At 71.4% G+C, this 16,649-nt stretch carries 17 protein-coding genes; 14 read left to right on the top strand and 3 right to left on the bottom strand.

Annotated features, from left to right (window positions below; translation table 11 throughout):
* Window positions 1–151 precede the first annotated feature (151 nt).
* Genes GXW74_RS18465 through GXW74_RS18450 form a run of 4 tightly spaced genes read left to right on the top strand, consistent with a single transcriptional unit; the run spans window position 152 to window position 3,612 of the window.
* A complete protein-coding gene (locus tag GXW74_RS18465; protein WP_211848012.1) occupies window positions 152–811 on the top strand; it encodes a DNA-3-methyladenine glycosylase family protein in 660 nt (219 codons plus the stop codon).
* A 60-nt stretch (window positions 812–871) separates the two neighbouring features.
* Entirely contained in the window at window positions 872–2,041 is a 1,170-nt protein-coding gene (locus tag GXW74_RS18460) for a patatin-like phospholipase family protein (RefSeq protein ID WP_211848011.1), read from the top strand.
* Window positions 2,042–2,068: 27 nt separating this feature from the next.
* Entirely contained in the window at window positions 2,069–2,806 is a 738-nt protein-coding gene (locus tag GXW74_RS18455; protein WP_211848010.1) for an acetoacetate decarboxylase, read from the top strand.
* Window positions 2,807–2,832: 26 nt separating this feature from the next.
* Window positions 2,833–3,612 (top strand): 3-hydroxybutyrate dehydrogenase, encoded by a 780-nt coding sequence (locus GXW74_RS18450; RefSeq protein WP_211848009.1) that lies wholly within the window; start codon window positions 2,833–2,835, stop codon window positions 3,610–3,612.
* 61 nt (window positions 3,613–3,673) lie between these two features.
* On the opposite strand, the gene GXW74_RS18445 is transcribed toward GXW74_RS18450, so the two are convergent.
* Window positions 3,674–4,033 carry a nuclear transport factor 2 family protein gene (locus GXW74_RS18445; RefSeq protein ID WP_211848008.1) on the bottom strand — a complete coding sequence of 120 codons (360 nt, stop codon included), beginning with the start codon at window positions 4,031–4,033 and terminating at the stop codon, window positions 3,674–3,676.
* Window positions 4,034–4,309: 276 nt separating this feature from the next.
* Between GXW74_RS18445 and GXW74_RS18440 the strand changes: the two genes are divergently transcribed.
* From GXW74_RS18440 to GXW74_RS18430, 3 genes are all read left to right on the top strand, one after another.
* Window positions 4,310–5,461 (top strand): aminotransferase, encoded by a 1,152-nt coding sequence (locus GXW74_RS18440; RefSeq protein WP_211848007.1) that lies wholly within the window; start codon window positions 4,310–4,312, stop codon window positions 5,459–5,461.
* A gap of 484 nt (window positions 5,462–5,945) precedes the next feature.
* A complete protein-coding gene (locus GXW74_RS18435; protein ID WP_211848006.1) occupies window positions 5,946–6,263 on the top strand; it encodes a hypothetical protein in 318 nt (105 codons plus the stop codon).
* 50 nt (window positions 6,264–6,313) lie between these two features.
* Window positions 6,314–7,123 (top strand): aspartate dehydrogenase, encoded by an 810-nt coding sequence (locus GXW74_RS18430; protein WP_211848005.1) that lies wholly within the window; start codon window positions 6,314–6,316, stop codon window positions 7,121–7,123.
* A gap of 134 nt (window positions 7,124–7,257) precedes the next feature.
* Here the strand turns inward: GXW74_RS18430 and GXW74_RS18425 are convergent, their stop codons facing one another.
* Together GXW74_RS18425 and GXW74_RS18420 are read right to left on the bottom strand one after the other, a co-directional pair.
* A complete protein-coding gene (locus GXW74_RS18425) occupies window positions 7,258–8,862 on the bottom strand; it encodes an alkaline phosphatase D family protein (protein WP_211848004.1) in 1,605 nt (534 codons plus the stop codon).
* A 147-nt stretch (window positions 8,863–9,009) separates the two neighbouring features.
* Window positions 9,010–10,227: an acyltransferase family protein gene (locus tag GXW74_RS18420; protein ID WP_211848003.1), complete on the bottom strand. Its 1,218-nt coding sequence runs from the start codon at window positions 10,225–10,227 to the stop codon at window positions 9,010–9,012.
* Between the two features lie 281 nt (window positions 10,228–10,508).
* Between GXW74_RS18420 and rpsB the strand changes: the two genes are divergently transcribed.
* The 7 genes from rpsB to dxr all read left to right on the top strand — a co-directional run bounded on the left by rpsB (window position 10,509) and on the right by dxr (window position 16,627).
* Entirely contained in the window at window positions 10,509–11,309 is an 801-nt protein-coding gene (gene rpsB / locus GXW74_RS18415) for a 30S ribosomal protein S2 (RefSeq protein WP_211848002.1), read from the top strand.
* A 67-nt stretch (window positions 11,310–11,376) separates the two neighbouring features.
* The gene (tsf, locus tag GXW74_RS18410) at window positions 11,377–12,315 is read left to right on the top strand and encodes a translation elongation factor Ts (protein ID WP_211848001.1); all 939 of its coding nucleotides are present in this window, start codon (window positions 11,377–11,379) and stop codon (window positions 12,313–12,315) included.
* Window positions 12,316–12,425: 110 nt separating this feature from the next.
* Window positions 12,426–13,154: a UMP kinase gene (gene pyrH, locus GXW74_RS18405; protein WP_211848000.1), complete on the top strand. Its 729-nt coding sequence runs from the start codon at window positions 12,426–12,428 to the stop codon at window positions 13,152–13,154.
* A 13-nt stretch (window positions 13,155–13,167) separates the two neighbouring features.
* Window positions 13,168–13,734, top strand: coding sequence for a ribosome recycling factor (frr, locus tag GXW74_RS18400; protein ID WP_211847999.1), 567 nt, complete (start codon window positions 13,168–13,170; stop codon window positions 13,732–13,734).
* A gap of 117 nt (window positions 13,735–13,851) precedes the next feature.
* Entirely contained in the window at window positions 13,852–14,595 is a 744-nt protein-coding gene (uppS, locus tag GXW74_RS18395; protein WP_211847998.1) for a polyprenyl diphosphate synthase, read from the top strand.
* Window positions 14,511–15,449, top strand: a complete 939-nt coding sequence (locus tag GXW74_RS18390) for a phosphatidate cytidylyltransferase (RefSeq protein ID WP_408903880.1) — start codon at window positions 14,511–14,513, stop codon at window positions 15,447–15,449. Before uppS ends, GXW74_RS18390 begins: the two co-directional genes overlap by 85 nt.
* Window positions 15,446–16,627: a 1-deoxy-D-xylulose-5-phosphate reductoisomerase gene (gene dxr, locus GXW74_RS18385; RefSeq protein WP_211847997.1), complete on the top strand. Its 1,182-nt coding sequence runs from the start codon at window positions 15,446–15,448 to the stop codon at window positions 16,625–16,627. The genes GXW74_RS18390 and dxr overlap by 4 nt, the downstream gene beginning before the upstream one ends.
* Window positions 16,628–16,649: the final 22 nt, after the last annotated feature.

Genomic DNA, 16,649 nt, shown 5'->3' with positions numbered 1-16,649 from the left:
TCCGGTCGGATGCGTTGCCCGGCGTTGCAATCCGGCGCGGGGCGGGGCTTCGTGGGGCGCGATGGCCACACCACCTCAGGGCGCAGGGAACGCCGCCCGTCACTTCCCCCCCGGGCGCCGCTCCAGAGAGGCGGCGGGGGTCGACTCCCCCTTGCCCACGGCCCCCGCCGCCTCCCCCAGACCGCCCGCCTGGGCGGAGGAGGGGATCGCGGCCCTCGGCCGCGCCGATCCCGATTTCGCCCGCATCCTGCCGGCCGCCGGCCCGCTGCCCTGGCGTCGCAGGGACCCCGGCTTCGCCGGCCTGCTGCGCACGATCTGCGGCCAGATGATCAGCAACCAGGCGGCCGCGGCCATCTGGGGCCGGCTTGCCGCCCTGCCCGGCGTGCTGGAACCGGCCGGCCTGCTGGCCCTGACGGATGAGGCGCTGCGCGGCGCCGGCCTTTCCCGCCCCAAGGTGCTGCATGTGCGGGCGCTGGCAAGGGCGGTGGCCGAAGGCAGTCTCGACCTGGCCGCGCTGCGCGAGGCGCCGGACGAGGAGGCGGTGGCGGCGATCGCCGCCATTCCCGGCCTCGGGCCCTGGACGGCGCAGGTCCATCTGCTCTTCGGCTTCGAACGGCCGGATGTCTTCCCGGCGGGGGATGTCGCCCTCGCGGCCGGCCTGACGCACCTCAAATCCCTGCCGGAACGCCCGAAGCCGAAAGTCCTGGCCGGGATGGCGCTGGCCTGGTCGCCCTGGCGTTCGCTCGCGGCGCGGCTCCTCTGGCACCACTGGCGCCACGCGACGGGCCGCCCGGCCGGAGAGGCGCCATAGGGCGGCAGCAGGCGAATTGTCATGCCGCATGGCCGATGGCTGGCTATGCTGCAAGGCACCATGCTCAGGAAGACCCACCGCGGCATCGGTCGGCCGCCATACGAATCCGTGGCCCTGGTGCTGCAGGGCGGCGGTGCGCTCGGCGCCTACCAGGCGGGCGTCTTCCAGGCGCTGCACGAGGCCGGGATCGAGCCGGACTGGCTGGCCGGCATCTCGATCGGCGCCATCAATGCCGCGATCATCGCCGGCAACCCGCCCGAGCAGCGGGTCGAGGCGCTGAGCAGCTTCTGGCACCGCGTGACCGCGCCCTTCGGCGGTGCGGCCGGCGGGATCTGGGAGAAGACGCCGGATTTTCCCGCCCATGGCACGGACTGGCGGCGCTGGGTGAACGCCGCGCATGCCACCGCGGCGCTGTTGCAGGGCGCGCCGGGCTTCTTCTCCCCCCGCATGCCGCCGCCCTACCTGCAGCCGCCCGGCTCCACCGAGGCCACGAGCTACTATGACACTTCCGCGCTGAAGGCGACGCTCGAGGCGCATATCGATTTCGCGCGCATCAATGCCGGGCCGACGCGGCTCAGCCTCGGCACCGTCAACGTGCGCAGCGGCAATTTCGTCTATTTCGACAGCACCAGCGACGTGATCCGGCCCGAGCACGTCATGGCGAGCGGCGCCCTGCCGCCCGGCTTCCCGGCAGTGGAGATCGACGGCGAGCACTACTGGGATGGCGGCCTGGTCTCCAACACGCCGCTGCACTGGGTGACGCAGGCCCTGCCGGCGCGCGACACGCTCACCTTCCAGGTCGATCTCTGGAGCGCGCGGGGCGAGGTGCCGAGGGACCTCCCGGAAGTCGCGATGCGGCAGAAGGAGATCCAGTATTCCAGCCGCACCCGCATGAACACCGACCAGTTCGAGCATCTCCAGCGCCTGCGCGCGGCGCTGCGCACGCTGCTGGGCAAGGTGCCGGCGGAGCTGCTGGAGACGGAGGAAGGGCGGATGCTCTCCGCCGCGGCGACCGAGAAGGTGTACCGCATCGTCCACCTGATCTACCGCTCGCGCCACTACGAGTGCGATTCCAAGGACTATGAATTCTCCCGCCGCTCCATGCGCGAGCATTGGCAGGCCGGCCATCAGGACGCGGTGCGCACGCTGCGCGATCCCGCGGCGCTGCAACGACCCTCCACGGCGCGCTGCGTCGAGACCTTCGACGTGGCGCGCAGCCGAAGCGCCTGAACCTTCGAGCCGCCGCAGGAGCCGCCGATGACCGAGGACGAGATCCGCAGGACCGCCTTCGCGATGCCCGTCACGAGCCCGGCCTATCCCTGCGGTCCGTACCGCTTCGTGAACCGCGAGTTCCTCATCATCACCTACCGCACCGAGATGGAGAAGCTGCGCGCCGTGGTGCCCGCGCCGCTCGAGGTGACGGAGCCGCTGGTGAAGTACGAATTCATCCGCATGCCGGATTCGACCGGCTTCGGCGACTACACCGAGACCGGCCAGGTCATCCCGGTGAGCTTCCAGGGCCGCAAGGGCGGCTACACCCACTGCATGTTCCTCAACGACCATCCGCCGATCGCCGGCGGGCGGGAGCTCTGGGGCTTCCCGAAGAAGCTCGCGAGCCCGACGCTGAAGGCCGAGATCGACACGCTGGTCGGCACGCTCGACTACGGGCCGGTGCGCGTCGCCACCGCCACCATGGGCTACAAGCACCGGGAGGCCGACCACGCGGCGGTGCTCGCCTCCCTCGCCACGCCGAACTTCCTGCTCAAGATCATCCCGCATGTGGATGGCACGGCGCGGATCTGCGAGCTGGTCGAATACCACCTCCAGGACGTGACGCTGAAGGGTGCCTGGACAGGGCCGGCGGCGCTGTCGCTGATGCCGCACGCCCTGGCGCCGGTGGCGGAGCTGCCGGTGCTGGAAGTGATGTCGGCGACGCACCTGGTCGCGGACCTCACGCTCGGCCTCGGCAGCGTCGTGCACGACTACCTCGCCTGACACCCCCCCCGAACGGAGCACAGGGCATGCGTCTCAAGGACAAGGTCGCGATCGTCACCGGATCGGCGAGCGGCATCGGCAAGGAAATCGCCAAGACCTTCGTGCGGGAAGGGGCGAAGGTGGTGATCGCCGATCTCAACCTCGATGCCGCCGGTGCGACGGCGCAGGAGCTTGGCGGCGACGGCGTCGCGCTCGCCGTCGCAATGGACGTGACGAACGAGGCCGCGGTCGATGCCGGCGTGGCGGAGACGGTGAAGACCTTCGGCGGCGTGGACATCCTGGTCAGCAATGCCGGCATCCAGATCGTGGCACCGGTCGACCAGTTCGACTTCGCGAAGTGGAAGCTGATGATGGCGATCCATCTCGACGGCGCCTTCCTGACCACCCGCGCCTGCCTGCGCGAGATGTACAGGCAGGGCCGCGGCGGGTCGATCGTCTACACCGGCTCGGTGCATTCGAAGGAAGCCTCCAAGCTCAAGGCGCCCTACGTCACGGCGAAGCACGGGCTGCTCGGCCTGTGCAAGGTGGTGGCCAAGGAAGGCGCCGCGCACAACGTCGTCGCCAATGTCGTCTGCCCCGGCTTCGTCCGCACGCCGCTGGTCGACAAGCAGATCCCCGAGCAGGCCAAGGAGCTCGGCATCTCCGAGGAGGAGGTGGTGAAGAAGGTGATGCTCGGCGAGACCGTGGATGGCGAGTTCACCACGGTGGAGGATGTCGCCGAGGCGACGCTGTTCTTCGCCTCCTTCGGATCGAAGGCGCTGACCGGGCAGTCGCTGGTGGTCAGCCACGGCTGGTTCATGGAGTGATCGTCGTGCCGGGAGGGCATCGCCTCTCCCGGCATGCCGTTCCGGAGTGGCTGCGGCCCTGTCAGGTCAGGCGGGGGCCGCTCTTGAACCAGGCCTTCAGGATCCTGCCGCCCTCGACCTGGTAGATGGCGATCACCTCGACCTCGCCGGGCCCGTCGGGAAAGGATCGTGTCACGCGCTCCCGGTCGACGACGAGGTTGCCGACCGAGAAGCGGGCCAGGAGCTCTCCGAACAGGTGGGGTTCCTCAAAGCGCGCGACGTGGCGGCGCCGCACCTCCGCCGCGCCGCGGGCGAGAAGCGTGTCGGGGAACGCGTAGTATTCGCAGTCATCCGCCCACCACCGCATGAAGGCCTCGATATCCTTCGCGTTGTAGGCATCGAGCTGCATCCGCACGGGCAGTTCCGCTTCGGCGTCGGTCATGGCTTTCGGTGGCTCCTGAATGCGGAAAGCCTCCGCAACTTCCGTCGCGGAGGCTTCATCGGCTGATCGAGACGGTTGCCGGATCTAGATGAGGATCATTCCCATCACCCTCGCGACCGCACCGCGACCTGCGCGCCGAAGCCTCCATGGCAAGGGCGACGTCGGTCCCGGCGATGCGCGATCATGGTCATCTCGGCGCCGAGCTTCGAGCCGATGGCGTGAACCCGTCAAGCAGGGCTGGACTTCGGGCGGCCATGCTGGAAGGGTCCGCGCCCCATGCCTTTGCTCTCCCCGCGCATCCGCGAGACCCAGAACCCGCCCATTCCCGCCGTCCGCGCCTGGGCGGCGCGCTATGATGGCGCTGCCGGGCCGATCCTCGACCTGACCCAGGCGGTCCCCGGCTACCCGCCGCACCCGGATCTGCTGGCGAAGCTCGCCGGGGCCGCCGGCGGCCGCGCCGCCGCGACCTATGGCCCGATCGACGGCGAACCGGCGCTGCGCGAGGCACTCGCCGCCGACATCTCGGCCTTCTATGGCGCGCGCGTGCCGACCGAGGCGGTGGCGATCACCTCCGGTGGGAACCTCGCCTTCACCATGGCGATGGCGGTGCTCGCCGGGGCCGGCGAGGCGGTGATGCTGCCCGCCCCCTGGTACTTCAACCATCGCATGGCGCTGACGGCGCTCGGCATTCCCTGCGTGCCGCTGGAATGCCGTGCCGAGGACGGCTTCATCCCCGACCCCGACCGCGCCGAGGCGCTGATGGCCGGCGTGCGCGCCATTGTGCTGGTCACCCCCAACAACCCCACCGGCGCGGTCTATCCGCCCGGGGTCATCGCCCGCTTCGCCGCGCTTGCCCGCAAGCACGATGCCTGGCTGGTGATCGACGAGACCTATCGCGACTTCCTGGCCCCGTCGCAGTCACCGCCGCATGGGCTGTTCGCCGACCGCGACTGGGGGGAAGGCTTCATCCACCTCTATTCCTTCTCCAAGGCCTATTGCGTGCCGGGCCACCGCGTCGCGGCCATCGCGTCGGGTGCGGATTTTCGCAGCGAGCTGATGAAGGCGCTCGATACCATGCAGATCTGCGCCCCGCGGGCGGCGCAGACCGCGCTTGCCTGGGGAGTGGAGGCGCTGCGCGACTGGCGACTGGCCAATCGCGACCTGATGGCCGCGCGCGGCGAGGCCTTCCGCCGCGCCGCCGCGCAACTGCCCGGCTGGCGGCTCGACGCGCTCGGCGCCTATTTCGCCTATCTCCGCCTGCCGGAGGATGCACCGGAGGCGGTGGCGACGGCCGAGCGCCTGGTGGTGGAGCGCGGCCTGCTCGGCCTGCCGGGTCCCTTCTTCGGGCCGGGGCAGGAGAGGCATCTGCGCCTCGCCTTCGCCAATGCGTCCGAGGAGGTCATCGCGCAGGTGCCGTCGCGGTTGTGAGAGCCCGGTTGGAAACGCGCCTCGCGGCGCGCTTCCGGATCGGTGCCAGACTTTCCAAACGGCCTCCAAGACCAGCGGCCGCTACTTGCGAGCGCTGGCATCGGTCTTTGCGTGCCCTCAGGCGCCGGGCGCAAACCCCCGGCTTGCTTGGCTTCGCCGGACTGCCGGCGGGCCGCATTCCGGATCCCCGGTCACGTTGCAAGCCAACGTGACCGGGTGCCCGTCGCGGGCTCGGCACGAGTCATGAACTCGCACCGCTGGCATAAAGCGCCGAGGCGCCGCGCCGCATCGGTGCGCGGCGGCGGGGCCACGCCGGTAACCGCGGCACCTGCGCCTTCGTGTTGCGCACATGCTCGGATGATCGGCGGGCCGTCCTGAACCGGGCCTTCGGTGGCGATCCTCCGGTCGCATCGCCGCCCGCTGCCCGATACAAGAAGGACCAGCGCGCGGCGGCCGGGTCGCGCCGAAGCCGGGAGGGCGTGGCATGCTGGAACTGATCGCGTTGATCGGGGCGGCGATCCTGATCGTCTGGATGCCGATCGAGACGCGCAAGGTCGCGGGCGGCTGGGTGCGCCCGAAGCACAAGGGCACGCCCGAGGAGTTCCGCCGGCAGTACCGCCGCCAGCTCACCATGTTCTTCTGGATCGGCCTGGTCCTGGGCCTCGGGAATTTCGGGCTCGCCGCGCTGCCGGACCAGGACGACGCGCGGCGCATCGTCAGGGCGGTGGTCGGCGCGCTGTGGCTCGGTGTCGCCATCTCCGGGGCCTTGTCGCGGCGGCGGCTCGACGCCGCACCGGCCTGACTTCCCGCCCGCCCTGTGCTACCGCCCGCCTTCATCAGGCGGAGGGGCGCATGGCGCAGGCACTGACGGTCGGCATTGCGGGGCTCGGGGCGATCGGGCTGCATCTCGCGCGCACGCTGGATGCCGGGGTGGAAGGGCTTCGCCTCGCCGCGGTCAGCGCGCGCGACCTGAAGAAGGCGCAGGCCAAGATCGCCGGCTTCAGGGCGTCCCCGATGCTCGTCTCCAATGCCGAGCTCGCGGCCTGCGACATCGTGGTCGAGGCCGCCCCCGCCGCCGTCTTCGAGGAGATCGCCGCCGCCGCGATCGAGGCCGGACGCATCTTCGTCCCGTCCAGCGTCGGCGCGCTGCTGCCGCGGATGCACCTGGTCGGGCTTGCGAAGCAGACCGGCGCCCGGATCATCGTGCCGACCGGCGCGCTGCTCGGCCTCGATGCCGTCCGTGCCGCCGCGGAGGGCGAGGTGGAGAGCGTCACCATCGAGACGCGCAAGCCGCCGCGCGGGCTGGAAGGCGCGCCCTACCTGAAGCTGCACGGCATCGACGTCGGCGCCATCACCACTGCGACGCGCGTCTTCAAGGGCAATGCCTTCGACGCGGCGCAGGGCTTCCCCGCCAACGTCAACGTCGCCGCCGCGCTGGCGCTGGCCGGCATCGGGCCGGAACGCACCATGGTCGAGATCTGGGCCGACCCCGGCGTGACGCGGAACACCCACACCATCCGCGTCGAGGCCGCCGCCGCCCGGCTGACCATGACGATCGAGAACGTGCCCTCGGAAGAAAACCCGCGGACCGGGAAGATCACGCCGCTGTCGATCGTGGCGTGCCTTCGGGGGCTGACCAGCACGCTGAAGGTGGGGTCGTAGGCGGGGGGAGAAGGGAACTTCTCCCCCCGAACCCCCCTCAACCTTCTTTGGCACCTGGGAACTGACTTCGGCCGTCAGTTCCCAAAAGCCAAAGAAGGGAGGGGGTTCGGGGGAGGTTCTCCTCCCCCGGTCTTCTATCCCTGCTGCACCCCTGCGCGCCCTGCCTCGATCACCAGCTTCGCCGCCGTCTGCCGTGGCGCCTCCGCCCGCGTCACGAAGGGCAGTGCCACGAACTCCGTCGTCATGCGTGACGCCTCGGCCTCGCTGACGCAGTAGCCCCGTCGTGCGTGGAACAGCGCGATATCCGGGTTGCGGCGCAGGATCTCCTCGCCGGCGGGCGTCATTTCCGCGCCGTCGCCCTCGCTGGTGATGGAGGTCGCGGTGAACTCCGTCGCCACGGGTGCGCTGCCGGCATCCTCCGGCCGCTGCCGGATCGTCGACGCCAGCGCGACATGCACGTCGCCGGACAGTACCACCGGGTTCGGCGTGCGCCGCTCCGCGAGCCCATCCAGCAGCCGCTGCCGCGCCGCCGGGTAGGCGTCCCACTTGTCCATCGAGATGCCGCCACCGCGCAATTCGCGCCGCATCATCGGCACCTGTTGCGCGAGGATGTTCCACCGCGCCGGGCTATCCGTCAGCCCCTCCAGCAGCCAGCTTTCCTGGGCGGCGCCCAGCATCTGCGCCTCCGGCCGGAACACCTCCGGACAGGCCGGCTTCGCGCCGTCGCCGCAGGGCTGGTCGTCGCGGAACTGGCGGGTGTCGAGGACGTGCACCCGCGCCATCGTCCCGAAATCGAGCCGCCGATAGGCGGTGATGTCCGGCCCGCGCGGGATGGCGGCGCGGCGGACCGGCATGTGCTCGTACCAGGCCTGGAAGGCGGCGGCCTTGCGCAGCACGAAGACCTCCGGCGGCACGGAGACGGGGAAGCGGCCGCGGCCGTTCTCCTCGCTGATCTCGCCGGCCCAGTTGTTGTCCACCTCGTGGTCGTCGTAGCTGACGAGGAAGGGATGCGCCGCATGCGCCGCCTGGAGGTCGGGGTCGGCGCGGTACTGCGCATACCGCAGCCGGTAGTCGGGGAGGGACATGATCTCCTCCCCCAGGTGCTGTCGCACGCGCGGCCCCCAGCCCGGCTGGCCCGGTGCCCGGCCGCGGTATTCGTAGATGTAGTCCCCATAGTGGAAGACGAAGTCGAGTTCCTGCTCCGCAGCGACATGCGCCCAGGCGGTGAAGTGGCCGTGCTCATAGTGCTGGCAGCCGGCGGTGACGAAGCGCAGCCGGGCAGGGGCGGCGCCGGCGGCCGGCGCGGTGCGGGCCCGGCCGACGCGGCTGACCTCCGTCCCGGCGCGGAAGCGGTAGAAGAACGGCCGGCCCGGCGCCAGGCCGGCGACCTCGACATGGACGGCGTGGGCGAGCTCCGGCCGGGCAATCGCCGTGCCGCTGGCGGCGATGCGCATGAAGCGCTCGTCCTCCGCCACTTCCCAGCCGACCTGCAGGGCGGCGTGCGCCATGCCGCCATCGGGCTGCAGCGGCTCCGGCGCCAGGCGCGTCCACAGGACGAAGCCATCCGGTGCCGGGTCTCCGCTCGCCACGCCGAGGGTGAAGGGATAGCCGCGGAAGGCCGGCTGGTCCTGGGCGCGGCCGGCGGCCGGCGCCAGCGCGGCGAGGGCGGCGAGCCCGGTGGCGCCGCGCAGCATGTGCCGGCGGGACAGGTCGAGGATATGTCGGGCGATGGTGTCCATGGCTTCGCTTGATGGCGCCGGGCGGAAGCGCCGTCACGGCCCCGCACGGCATCTTCACGAAAGAATCTCCGTGCCCGCTGCCGGTACGGCGAGCGCCAGGATCTCGGCGCCCGGCACCGGGGCGCCGTTCCGCCGCCGCGGACGGTCTCAGCCTGGGGTCGCGCTGCGCAGGCCCTCGATCGGCAAACCGCCGGATGCCTTGGGGCGCGGCTTGAGGAATCGCGTCTCGAACCACCGATGCGAGGCCCAGGCGAGCGGCACCACGATCGCCATGGCGAGCAGGAAGAGAAGGATGCGCCCCCCAGTTCCTCTCAGGGGCAGGCCCAGCGCGGGGGAATGCAGCATCATCATCACGGGCAGATGAAACAGGTAGCCGCCGTAGGACACCCGGCCGATGGCCTGGAGCGTGGCGCTGCGGCACGGCAGCAATGCCCAGCGACGGCCGGTGAGGATCGCGAGGATCACTGCCGCCGCGGCGGTGGTGGGGATGTAGTAGGCCGTCGCCTCGCGCCCCTCGCCGAACATGATGCCGGAGACGATGTTGCGCAGCGCCTCGATCCCCGGCCCGGACCGTGCCAGCCCGATCGCGAGGAAGGCGCCGACATGGAGCGTGGCGGCCGCCGCCGCGAGGAGCAGGACGCGCTCGGCGATCCAGGGGCGCAGGCGGATCGCGTCGCGGAACAGGGCGATGATGGCGCCGGCGGCGAAGGCGTCGAAATGGCCGGGGGCGAAGGCATAGGCGGCGAAGGCCGCGCGCCCGGGACCCCATCCTGCGTCCAGGGCGAGGGCGGCGGCACCAAGGCGGATCAGCGGGGCCACCAGCATCAGCGCGACCAGCGCGGCGACGATGGCGCGACGGGTGCCGAGCAGCATGATCAGCGGCAGCACCAGGTAGAACTGCTGTTCGATGGACAGGGTCCACAGATGGCTGAAGCCGGTCCATCCCGTCGCGTCGGAGTACTCCGTCAGGATCATGCGCATGTTGAAGCTGAAGGTCGCGAGCCAGGGCAGGTCGGCGAGCGCGACCGTGTGGCCGGTGGCGATCAGCCAGACCGTGGCGACCGCGAGATAGGCGAAATAGACCGGCCAGATCCGCCGCGCGCGCCGCAGGGTGAAGTCCCGCCAGGCCAGGTAGGGAGTCGCGGCCGGCCGCTGGCTGAGCCAGGATGTCGTCACGGCGAAGCCGGAGATGACATAGAAGACCCAGACACCCATCCAGCCGAAGGGCAGGATGCCGGCGTGGAAGGCGACGACGGCCGTCATCGCGAGGCCCCGCAGGGCGTCGATCTCGGGCACATAGGCGGCTTCCCGCGCCGGCGGCGCCGATGCCGGCCGGGGCGGCGGGTTGTCCGGCGTGCTGTCCATGCCGCCTGCCTAGGGTGAGCGCCGCCTCCGCGGCCAACCGGCGACGAACAAAGTTTTCGGCCGACCCCGGCCGGGCGAGGGAGGGGCGAGCCCGGCCGCGGCCTGCCGGCCCCTTGCCTCGGTCCTCGCCCTGGGGCATATCCCGCCCGCCGGTCGGGGGCGACCCCGCCCGGCAAATCCGCACGCGGCGCGCCCTTTCTGATCCCAGGCAGGGTCCGGTCCCCGGCAACGGGGGATGCGCCGCGGAGGCTCAACCGGACTACAGGAAGGAGAATCGCCCCATGGCGATGCGCGAAGTCACGCTGCGTGCCCTGCTCGAGGCGGGCGTCCATTTCGGCCACCATACGCGCCGCTGGAACCCCCGCATGGCCCCCTACATCTTCGGGGTGCGCAACCAGGTCCACATCCTGGACCTGCAGCAGACCGTCCCGATGATGGAGCGCGCGCTGCGCGCCGTGCGCGACACCGTCGCCGCCGGCGGCCGCGTCCTGTTCGTCGGCACCAAGAAGGCGGCGGCCGACTACGTGGCGGAAGCCGCGACGCGCTGCGGCCAGTATTACGTCAACCACCGCTGGCTCGGCGGCATGCTGACCAACTGGAAGACGATCACGGGCTCGATCAAGCGCCTGAAGCAGATGGACGAGCGTCTGGGTGGCGACACCGCCGGCCTGACGAAGAAGGAAGTCCTGATGCTGACGCGCGACAAGGAGAAGCTCGAGCGCGCGCTGGGCGGCATCAAGGAGATGGGCGGCCTGCCCGACATCATCTTCGTGATCGACACGGTGAAGGAGAAGCTGGCGATCGAGGAGGCCAACAAGCTCGGCATCCCCGTCATCGCCGTGGTCGACTCCAACGCCGACCCCGCGGGCGTGACCTACCCGATCCCGGGCAATGACGACGCGATCCGCGCCATCACGCTGTACTGCGACATGGTCGCCTCCGCGGTGCTGGACGGCATCTCGGCCGAGCTCCAGGCCTCCGGCGTCGATGTGGGCGCGGCCGAGGAACTGGTGCCCGAGGTCCTGCCGGAAGCCCTGCCGGAAGCCCCGGTCGAGGCCGCGCCCGAAGCGCCGCAGGCCTGAGCCTGTCCTGCCGGGGCCCGCGCGGCCCCGGTTCCTTCTCCTCCACTGGCAACCACGGAGCATTCCGATGGCCGAGATCACTGCGGCGATGGTCCGCGACCTGCGCGAGAAGACCGGCGCGGGCATGATGGACTGCAAGAAGGCGCTGGTTGAAGCGGCCGGCGATATGGAGGCCGCGATCGACTGGCTGCGCAAGAAGGGCCTCTCGGCCGCGGCCAAGAAGTCCGGCCGAGTCGCCGCCGAGGGCCTGATCGGCGTCGCCTCCGCCCCGCGCACCGCCGCGATGGTCGAGGTCAACGCCGAGACCGACTTCGTCGCCCGCAACGAGCTGTTCCAGAACTTCGTCGCGACCGTGGCGGAGCTGGTGCTGACCGTCGGCGACGATGTCGAGAAGCTGAAGAACGCCCGCTGGCCCGGCTCGATGGACCTGGTCGAGGGCGGCACGACGCGCCGCACGGTCGCCGAGCAGCTCACCCACCTGATCGCCACCATCGGCGAGAACATGACGATCCGCCGGGCGAAGCGCCTGCATGTGAACGAAGGCGCGGTGGCGACCTACGTCCACTCCGCGGTGAAGCCTGGCCTCGGCAAGATCGGCGTGCTCGTCGCGCTCGAGGGCTCCTCCGAGGCCTCGGTCATGGAGACGCTCGGCCGCCAGATCGGCATGCATGTCGCCGCCGCCCGCCCCGAGGCGCTGGACGTCTCGGTGGTCGATCCCGCCGCGCTCGACCGCGAGAAGGCCGTGCTGACCGAGCAGGCGAAGGCTTCCGGCAAGCCGGACGCGGTCATCCAGAAGATGGTCGAGGGCCGCATCCGCAAGTACTACGAGGAAGTGGTGCTGCTCGAGCAGGTCTGGGTGCATGACGGCGAGAGCCGCGTGAAGGAAGTGGTCAAGAAGGCGGGCGCGAACCTCGCCGGCTTCGCCCGCTTCCAGCTCGGCGAGGGCATCGAGAAGCAGGTCTCCGACTTCGCGGCCGAGGTCGCCGCGGCCGCCGGCCAGGGCTGAAGCCTTTCGGGACGGGTCATCCCGCCCGAAGCGCCTTATTGTCGCCTCCCGGGCGCGGCCAGTATGGTGCCGCGCCCGTCACATCCAGCCTGGAAACGCGATCCCCGCGCATGAGCGAGAAGCCCATCTACAAGCGCGTCCTGCTCAAGGTGTCCGGGGAGGCCCTGATGGGCAGCCGGGACTACGGCCTCGACACCGCCGTCTGCCGCCGGATCGCGGAGGATGTGAAAGGCGTGGTGGATCTCGACGTCGAGGTCTGCCTCGTGATCGGCGGAGGGAACATCTTCCGCGGCGTCGCCGGCGCCGCGACGGGGATGGACCGTGCCCAGGCCGATTCGATCGGCATGCTCGCCACCGTGATGAACGCGCTGGCCATGCAGTCGGCGCTCGAGAAGGTCGGTGTCTCGACCCGGGTGCAGAGCGCCATCCCGATGACCTCGGTCTGCGAGCCCTTCATCCGCCGCCGCGCCGTGCGGCACATGGAAAAGGGCCGCGTCGTGATATTCGCCGCCGGCACGGGCAACCCCTTCTTCACCACCGACACCGCGGCCGCCCTGCGCGCGGCCGAGATGGGCTGCGACGCGATGCTCAAGGGCACGCAGGTGGACGGCGTCTATTCGGCCGACCCGCGCAAGAACCCCAACGCCGAACGCTACGTCACGCTGACCTATCTCGACATGCTGGCGCGCGACCTCGCGGTGATGGACGCTGCCGCGATCAGCCTGGCGCGCGAGAACAGGCTGCCGATCGTCGTCTTCAACATCCACGAGCCCGGCGCCTTCACCGCGGTGATGAAGGGCGAGGGCCGCTTCACCACCGTCCACGAAGACCAGCAGTGAAGGGGAGGGGCCCATGGCCGCCGACTTCAAGGCCCTGAAGCAGGACCTGACGCGCCGCATGGATGGCGCGATGGAAACACTGAAGAAGGAATTCGCCGGCCTGCGCACCGGCCGCGCGAGCCCCGCCCTGCTCGAACCCATCCGGGTCGAGGCCTATGGCTCGGTCACGCCGCTGAACCAGGTGGCGAACATCTCGGTCGCCGGCCCGGGCCTGCTGTCCGTGCAGGTTTGGGACAAGGCGCTGTCCAAGGCGGTCGAGAGCGCGATCCGCGAGGCCAATCTCGGCCTCAATCCGCAGGCCGAGGGACAGGTCATCCGCGTGCCGCTGCCGCCGCTGACGGCCGAGCGCCGCAACGAGCTCGCCAAGGCCGCCGCGCGCTACGCCGAGCAGACCCGCGTTGCGATCCGCGGTGTGCGCCGCGACGGCATGGAGCAGGTCAAGGGCTGGGACAAGAAGCACGAGGTCAGCGAGGACGAGGCCAAGCGCGCCGAGGACGAGATCCAGAAGCTCACGGACCAGTACGTGAAGCAGGTGGACGCCGTGCTCGCCGAGAAGGAAAAGGATATCCGCACGGTCTGAGGCCGCTGCGGACCGCGGGGGGCGTATCCGGGCGCGGCTTCGGCCCCGCCAGGCAGGATCGGAGGTCAGCTTGCAGGGGTGCCCGGTGGAGGCCTGGCGGTCGAGGACGGAAGCGGCATGAGCGCCGCACCCGAGCCCGCACGCCTGCCCGCTTCCCCTGCCGAGGGGCCGCTGCACATCGCGATCATCATGGACGGCAACCGCCGCTGGGCGCAGCGGCGCGGCCTGCCGGTGGCGCTCGGCCACAAGGCCGGGGCCGAGGCCGTGCGCCGTGCCGTGGAGGCGGCGGGCGAACTCGGCGTTTCCTGGCTGACGCTGTTCGCCTTCTCCTCCGAGAACTGGCGCCGTCCCATCGAGGAGGTGTCGGCCTTGACCGGCCTGCTGCGGCTCTACCTCCGGGTCGAGGTGGCGAATCTGGTCAAGGAAGGCGTCCGCCTGCGCGTCATCGGCGACTTCGAGCGCTTCGGCCCGGAGATGGTCCGCGCCATACGCGCGGCGGAGGAGGAGACCGCCGGCGGCACGCGGCTGAACCTCAATGTCGCGCTCTCCTACGGCGCGCGGGACGAGATCGTGGCGGCCGCGCGCGCCGCGGCGCGGGCGGTGGCTGAAGGCCGCCTTAAGCCGGAGGCGCTCGACGAGGCGACCTTCGGCGGCCTGCTGCACACGGCGGGCATGCCGGACCCCGACCTCATCATCCGCACCTCCGGCGAGCAGCGGCTGTCGAACTTCCTGCTCTGGCAGGCCGCCTATGCCGAGTTCGTCTTCCAGGACGTGCTGTGGCCGGACTACGGCGCCGAGCACCTGGCGGCGGCGGTGGCGGATTTCCGCGGCCGCGAGCGCCGCTTCGGGGCGCGGCCCTGAGCGAGGCCGCCCTGCCGGGCGCCGGGCCCAAGCGTTGGCGGGACCTGCGCAAACGCTTCCTCTCCGCCCTGGTGCTGGGGCCGGCGGCGCTCGCCTGCGTCTGGCTCGGGGCGGAGCCGTGGACGATGCTGATCGCCATCGCGGTCGCCCTGCTGACCTGGGAATGGGTGCATCTCTGCGGCCTCAGCACGCGGGCGCTGCCCGGCATGGCGGTGCCCGTGGCCGTGCTTGCCTCGGGCGTCCTGGCGGTGGCCGGGCATGTGCGCGCGGGCCTGGCCGCGCTGCTGGTCGGCTGGGGGCTGACCTGGTGGGCGGCGGCGCGCATGCGCGGGCCGGACCGGCCGGGCCAGCCGGCGGGGTGGCTGGCGGCGGGCGTGCTCTACATCGGCATCGCCGGCATCGCGCTGATCGAGCTGCGGCACGACAACCAGGCCGGGCGGGCCAATGTGCTGTTCCTGTTGCTGGTGGTCTGGGCGTCCGACATCGGCGCCTATATGGCCGGGCGTACCTTCGGCGGGCCGAAGCTCGCACCGGCCGTCTCGCCCAACAAGACCTGGTCCGGCGCGGTGGGCGGACTCGCGGCGGCGATCCTGGTCGGCGTCGCGGTGGCGGCGGCACTCGCCCCCGGCGGCGCATCCCGCGCGGCGGCGGTCGCCGCCATGCTGGGGGTCATGGCGCAGGCCGGTGACCTTCTGGAATCCTGGATCAAGCGCCGTTTCGACGTGAAGGACACCTCGAGCCTGATCCCCGGCCATGGCGGGCTGCTCGACCGGCTGGACGGCGTGATCGCGGCGGCGCCGGTCGCGGCCCTGCTTGCCTTTGTGCTCGGACAGGGCCAACCCCTCTGGCGATGAGCCGCAGCGTCACCATCCTCGGCAGCACGGGTTCGGTCGGGTGCAGCACCGTCGCGCTGATCGCGGAAGCGCCGCCGGGCGCCTACCGGATCGAGGCGCTGGTCGCCAATCGTGACGCGGTCGGGCTGGCGGCTCAGGCGCGGCGGCTCGGCGCGCGGCTGGCGGTGGTGGCGGATCACGGCTGCTACGGCGCCCTGAAGGACGCCCTGGCCGGATCGGGCGTCGAGGCGGCGGCGGGGCCGGAGGCGGTGGTCGCGGCCGCGGCGCGGCCGGTGGACTGGACCATGGCGGCGATCGTCGGCGCCGCGGGGCTGCCGGCGACGCTCGCCGCCCTCGCGCGCGGCGGGGTGCTGGCGCTGGCCAACAAGGAAAGCCTGGTCTGCGCCGGGCAGATCGTGCTCGCCACCGCGCGCGCCGCCGGCGCCACGCTGCTGCCGGTCGATTCCGAGCACAATGCCATCTTCCAGGCCCTCGCCTCCCGCGGTGCCGGGGCGGATCCCTACGCGACGGTCGAGAAGATCGTGCTGACCGCCTCCGGCGGTCCCTTCCGCACCATGTCGCTGGCCGACATGGCCGGCGTAACCCCGGACGCCGCGGTGAAGCACCCCGTCTGGTCCATGGGGGCAAAGATCTCGATCGATTCCGCCACCATGATGAACAAGGGGCTGGAACTGATCGAGGCCGTCCGCCTCTTCCCCGTGCCGGAGGAGCGCGTCGAGGTGCTCGTCCACCCCCAGTCCACCGTGCACGGGCTGGTGCAGTACGCGGACGGGTCGGTGATGGCGCAGCTCGGCACGCCGGACATGCGTACGCCGATCGCCCATGCCCTGGCCTGGCCGGCGCGCATGGCGGCCTCGGTGCCGCGGCTGGACCTCGTCGGCCTCGGGCGGCTCGACTTCTTCGCCCCCGACCCGGTGCGCTTCCCGGCGCTGCGGTTGGCGCGGGAGGCCTTGCGGGCGGGGGGTGGGGCGACCACCATATTGAATGCCGCGAACGAGACGGCGGTCGGGATGTTCCTCGACCGGCGCCTCGGCTTCCTGGAGATCGCCGCGGTCGTCGAGGAAACCCTGGCGCGGCTCGGTGCGCCGGCGGCGGAGGATCTCGCGGCCATCCTGGCGCTCGACGGCGCGGCACGAGACGAGGCGGCGAGGATCGCCGCGGAACGGGCGGCCGCCTGACGGCGCGCTGCCCCATCTGGAA

It is taken from the genome of Neoroseomonas eburnea, assembly GCF_018129005.1.
In the GTDB taxonomy this organism is placed as follows: domain Bacteria; phylum Pseudomonadota; class Alphaproteobacteria; order Acetobacterales; family Acetobacteraceae; genus Neoroseomonas; species Neoroseomonas eburnea.
Note: the sequence above shows the minus strand (reverse complement) of the source record. Positions and strands in the feature narration are given on the sequence as shown.

Bases quoted from the DNA above. Each gene is read 5' to 3' on its own strand.
- GXW74_RS18445 (WP_211848008.1), bottom strand. From the start codon at position 4,033: ATGACCGACGCCGAAGCGGAACTGCCCGTGCGGATGCAGCTCGATGCC.
- pyrH (WP_211848000.1), top strand. From the start codon at position 12,426: ATGAGCGAGAAGCCCATCTACAAGCGCGTCCTGCTCAAGGTGTCCGGG.
- GXW74_RS18430 (WP_211848005.1), top strand. From the start codon at position 6,314: ATGGCGCAGGCACTGACGGTCGGCATTGCGGGGCTCGGGGCGATCGGG.
- tsf (WP_211848001.1), top strand. From the start codon at position 11,377: ATGGCCGAGATCACTGCGGCGATGGTCCGCGACCTGCGCGAGAAGACC.
- GXW74_RS18420 (WP_211848003.1), bottom strand. From the start codon at position 10,227: ATGGACAGCACGCCGGACAACCCGCCGCCCCGGCCGGCATCGGCGCCG.
- dxr (WP_211847997.1), top strand. From the start codon at position 15,446: ATGAGCCGCAGCGTCACCATCCTCGGCAGCACGGGTTCGGTCGGGTGC.
- GXW74_RS18425 (WP_211848004.1), bottom strand. From the start codon at position 8,862: ATGGACACCATCGCCCGACATATCCTCGACCTGTCCCGCCGGCACATG.
- GXW74_RS18440 (WP_211848007.1), top strand. From the start codon at position 4,310: ATGCCTTTGCTCTCCCCGCGCATCCGCGAGACCCAGAACCCGCCCATT.
- GXW74_RS18460 (WP_211848011.1), top strand. From the start codon at position 872: ATGCTCAGGAAGACCCACCGCGGCATCGGTCGGCCGCCATACGAATCC.
- GXW74_RS18435 (WP_211848006.1), top strand. From the start codon at position 5,946: ATGCTGGAACTGATCGCGTTGATCGGGGCGGCGATCCTGATCGTCTGG.
- uppS (WP_211847998.1), top strand. From the start codon at position 13,852: ATGAGCGCCGCACCCGAGCCCGCACGCCTGCCCGCTTCCCCTGCCGAG.
- GXW74_RS18455 (WP_211848010.1), top strand. From the start codon at position 2,069: ATGACCGAGGACGAGATCCGCAGGACCGCCTTCGCGATGCCCGTCACG.
- frr (WP_211847999.1), top strand. From the start codon at position 13,168: ATGGCCGCCGACTTCAAGGCCCTGAAGCAGGACCTGACGCGCCGCATG.
- rpsB (WP_211848002.1), top strand. From the start codon at position 10,509: ATGGCGATGCGCGAAGTCACGCTGCGTGCCCTGCTCGAGGCGGGCGTC.
- GXW74_RS18450 (WP_211848009.1), top strand. From the start codon at position 2,833: ATGCGTCTCAAGGACAAGGTCGCGATCGTCACCGGATCGGCGAGCGGC.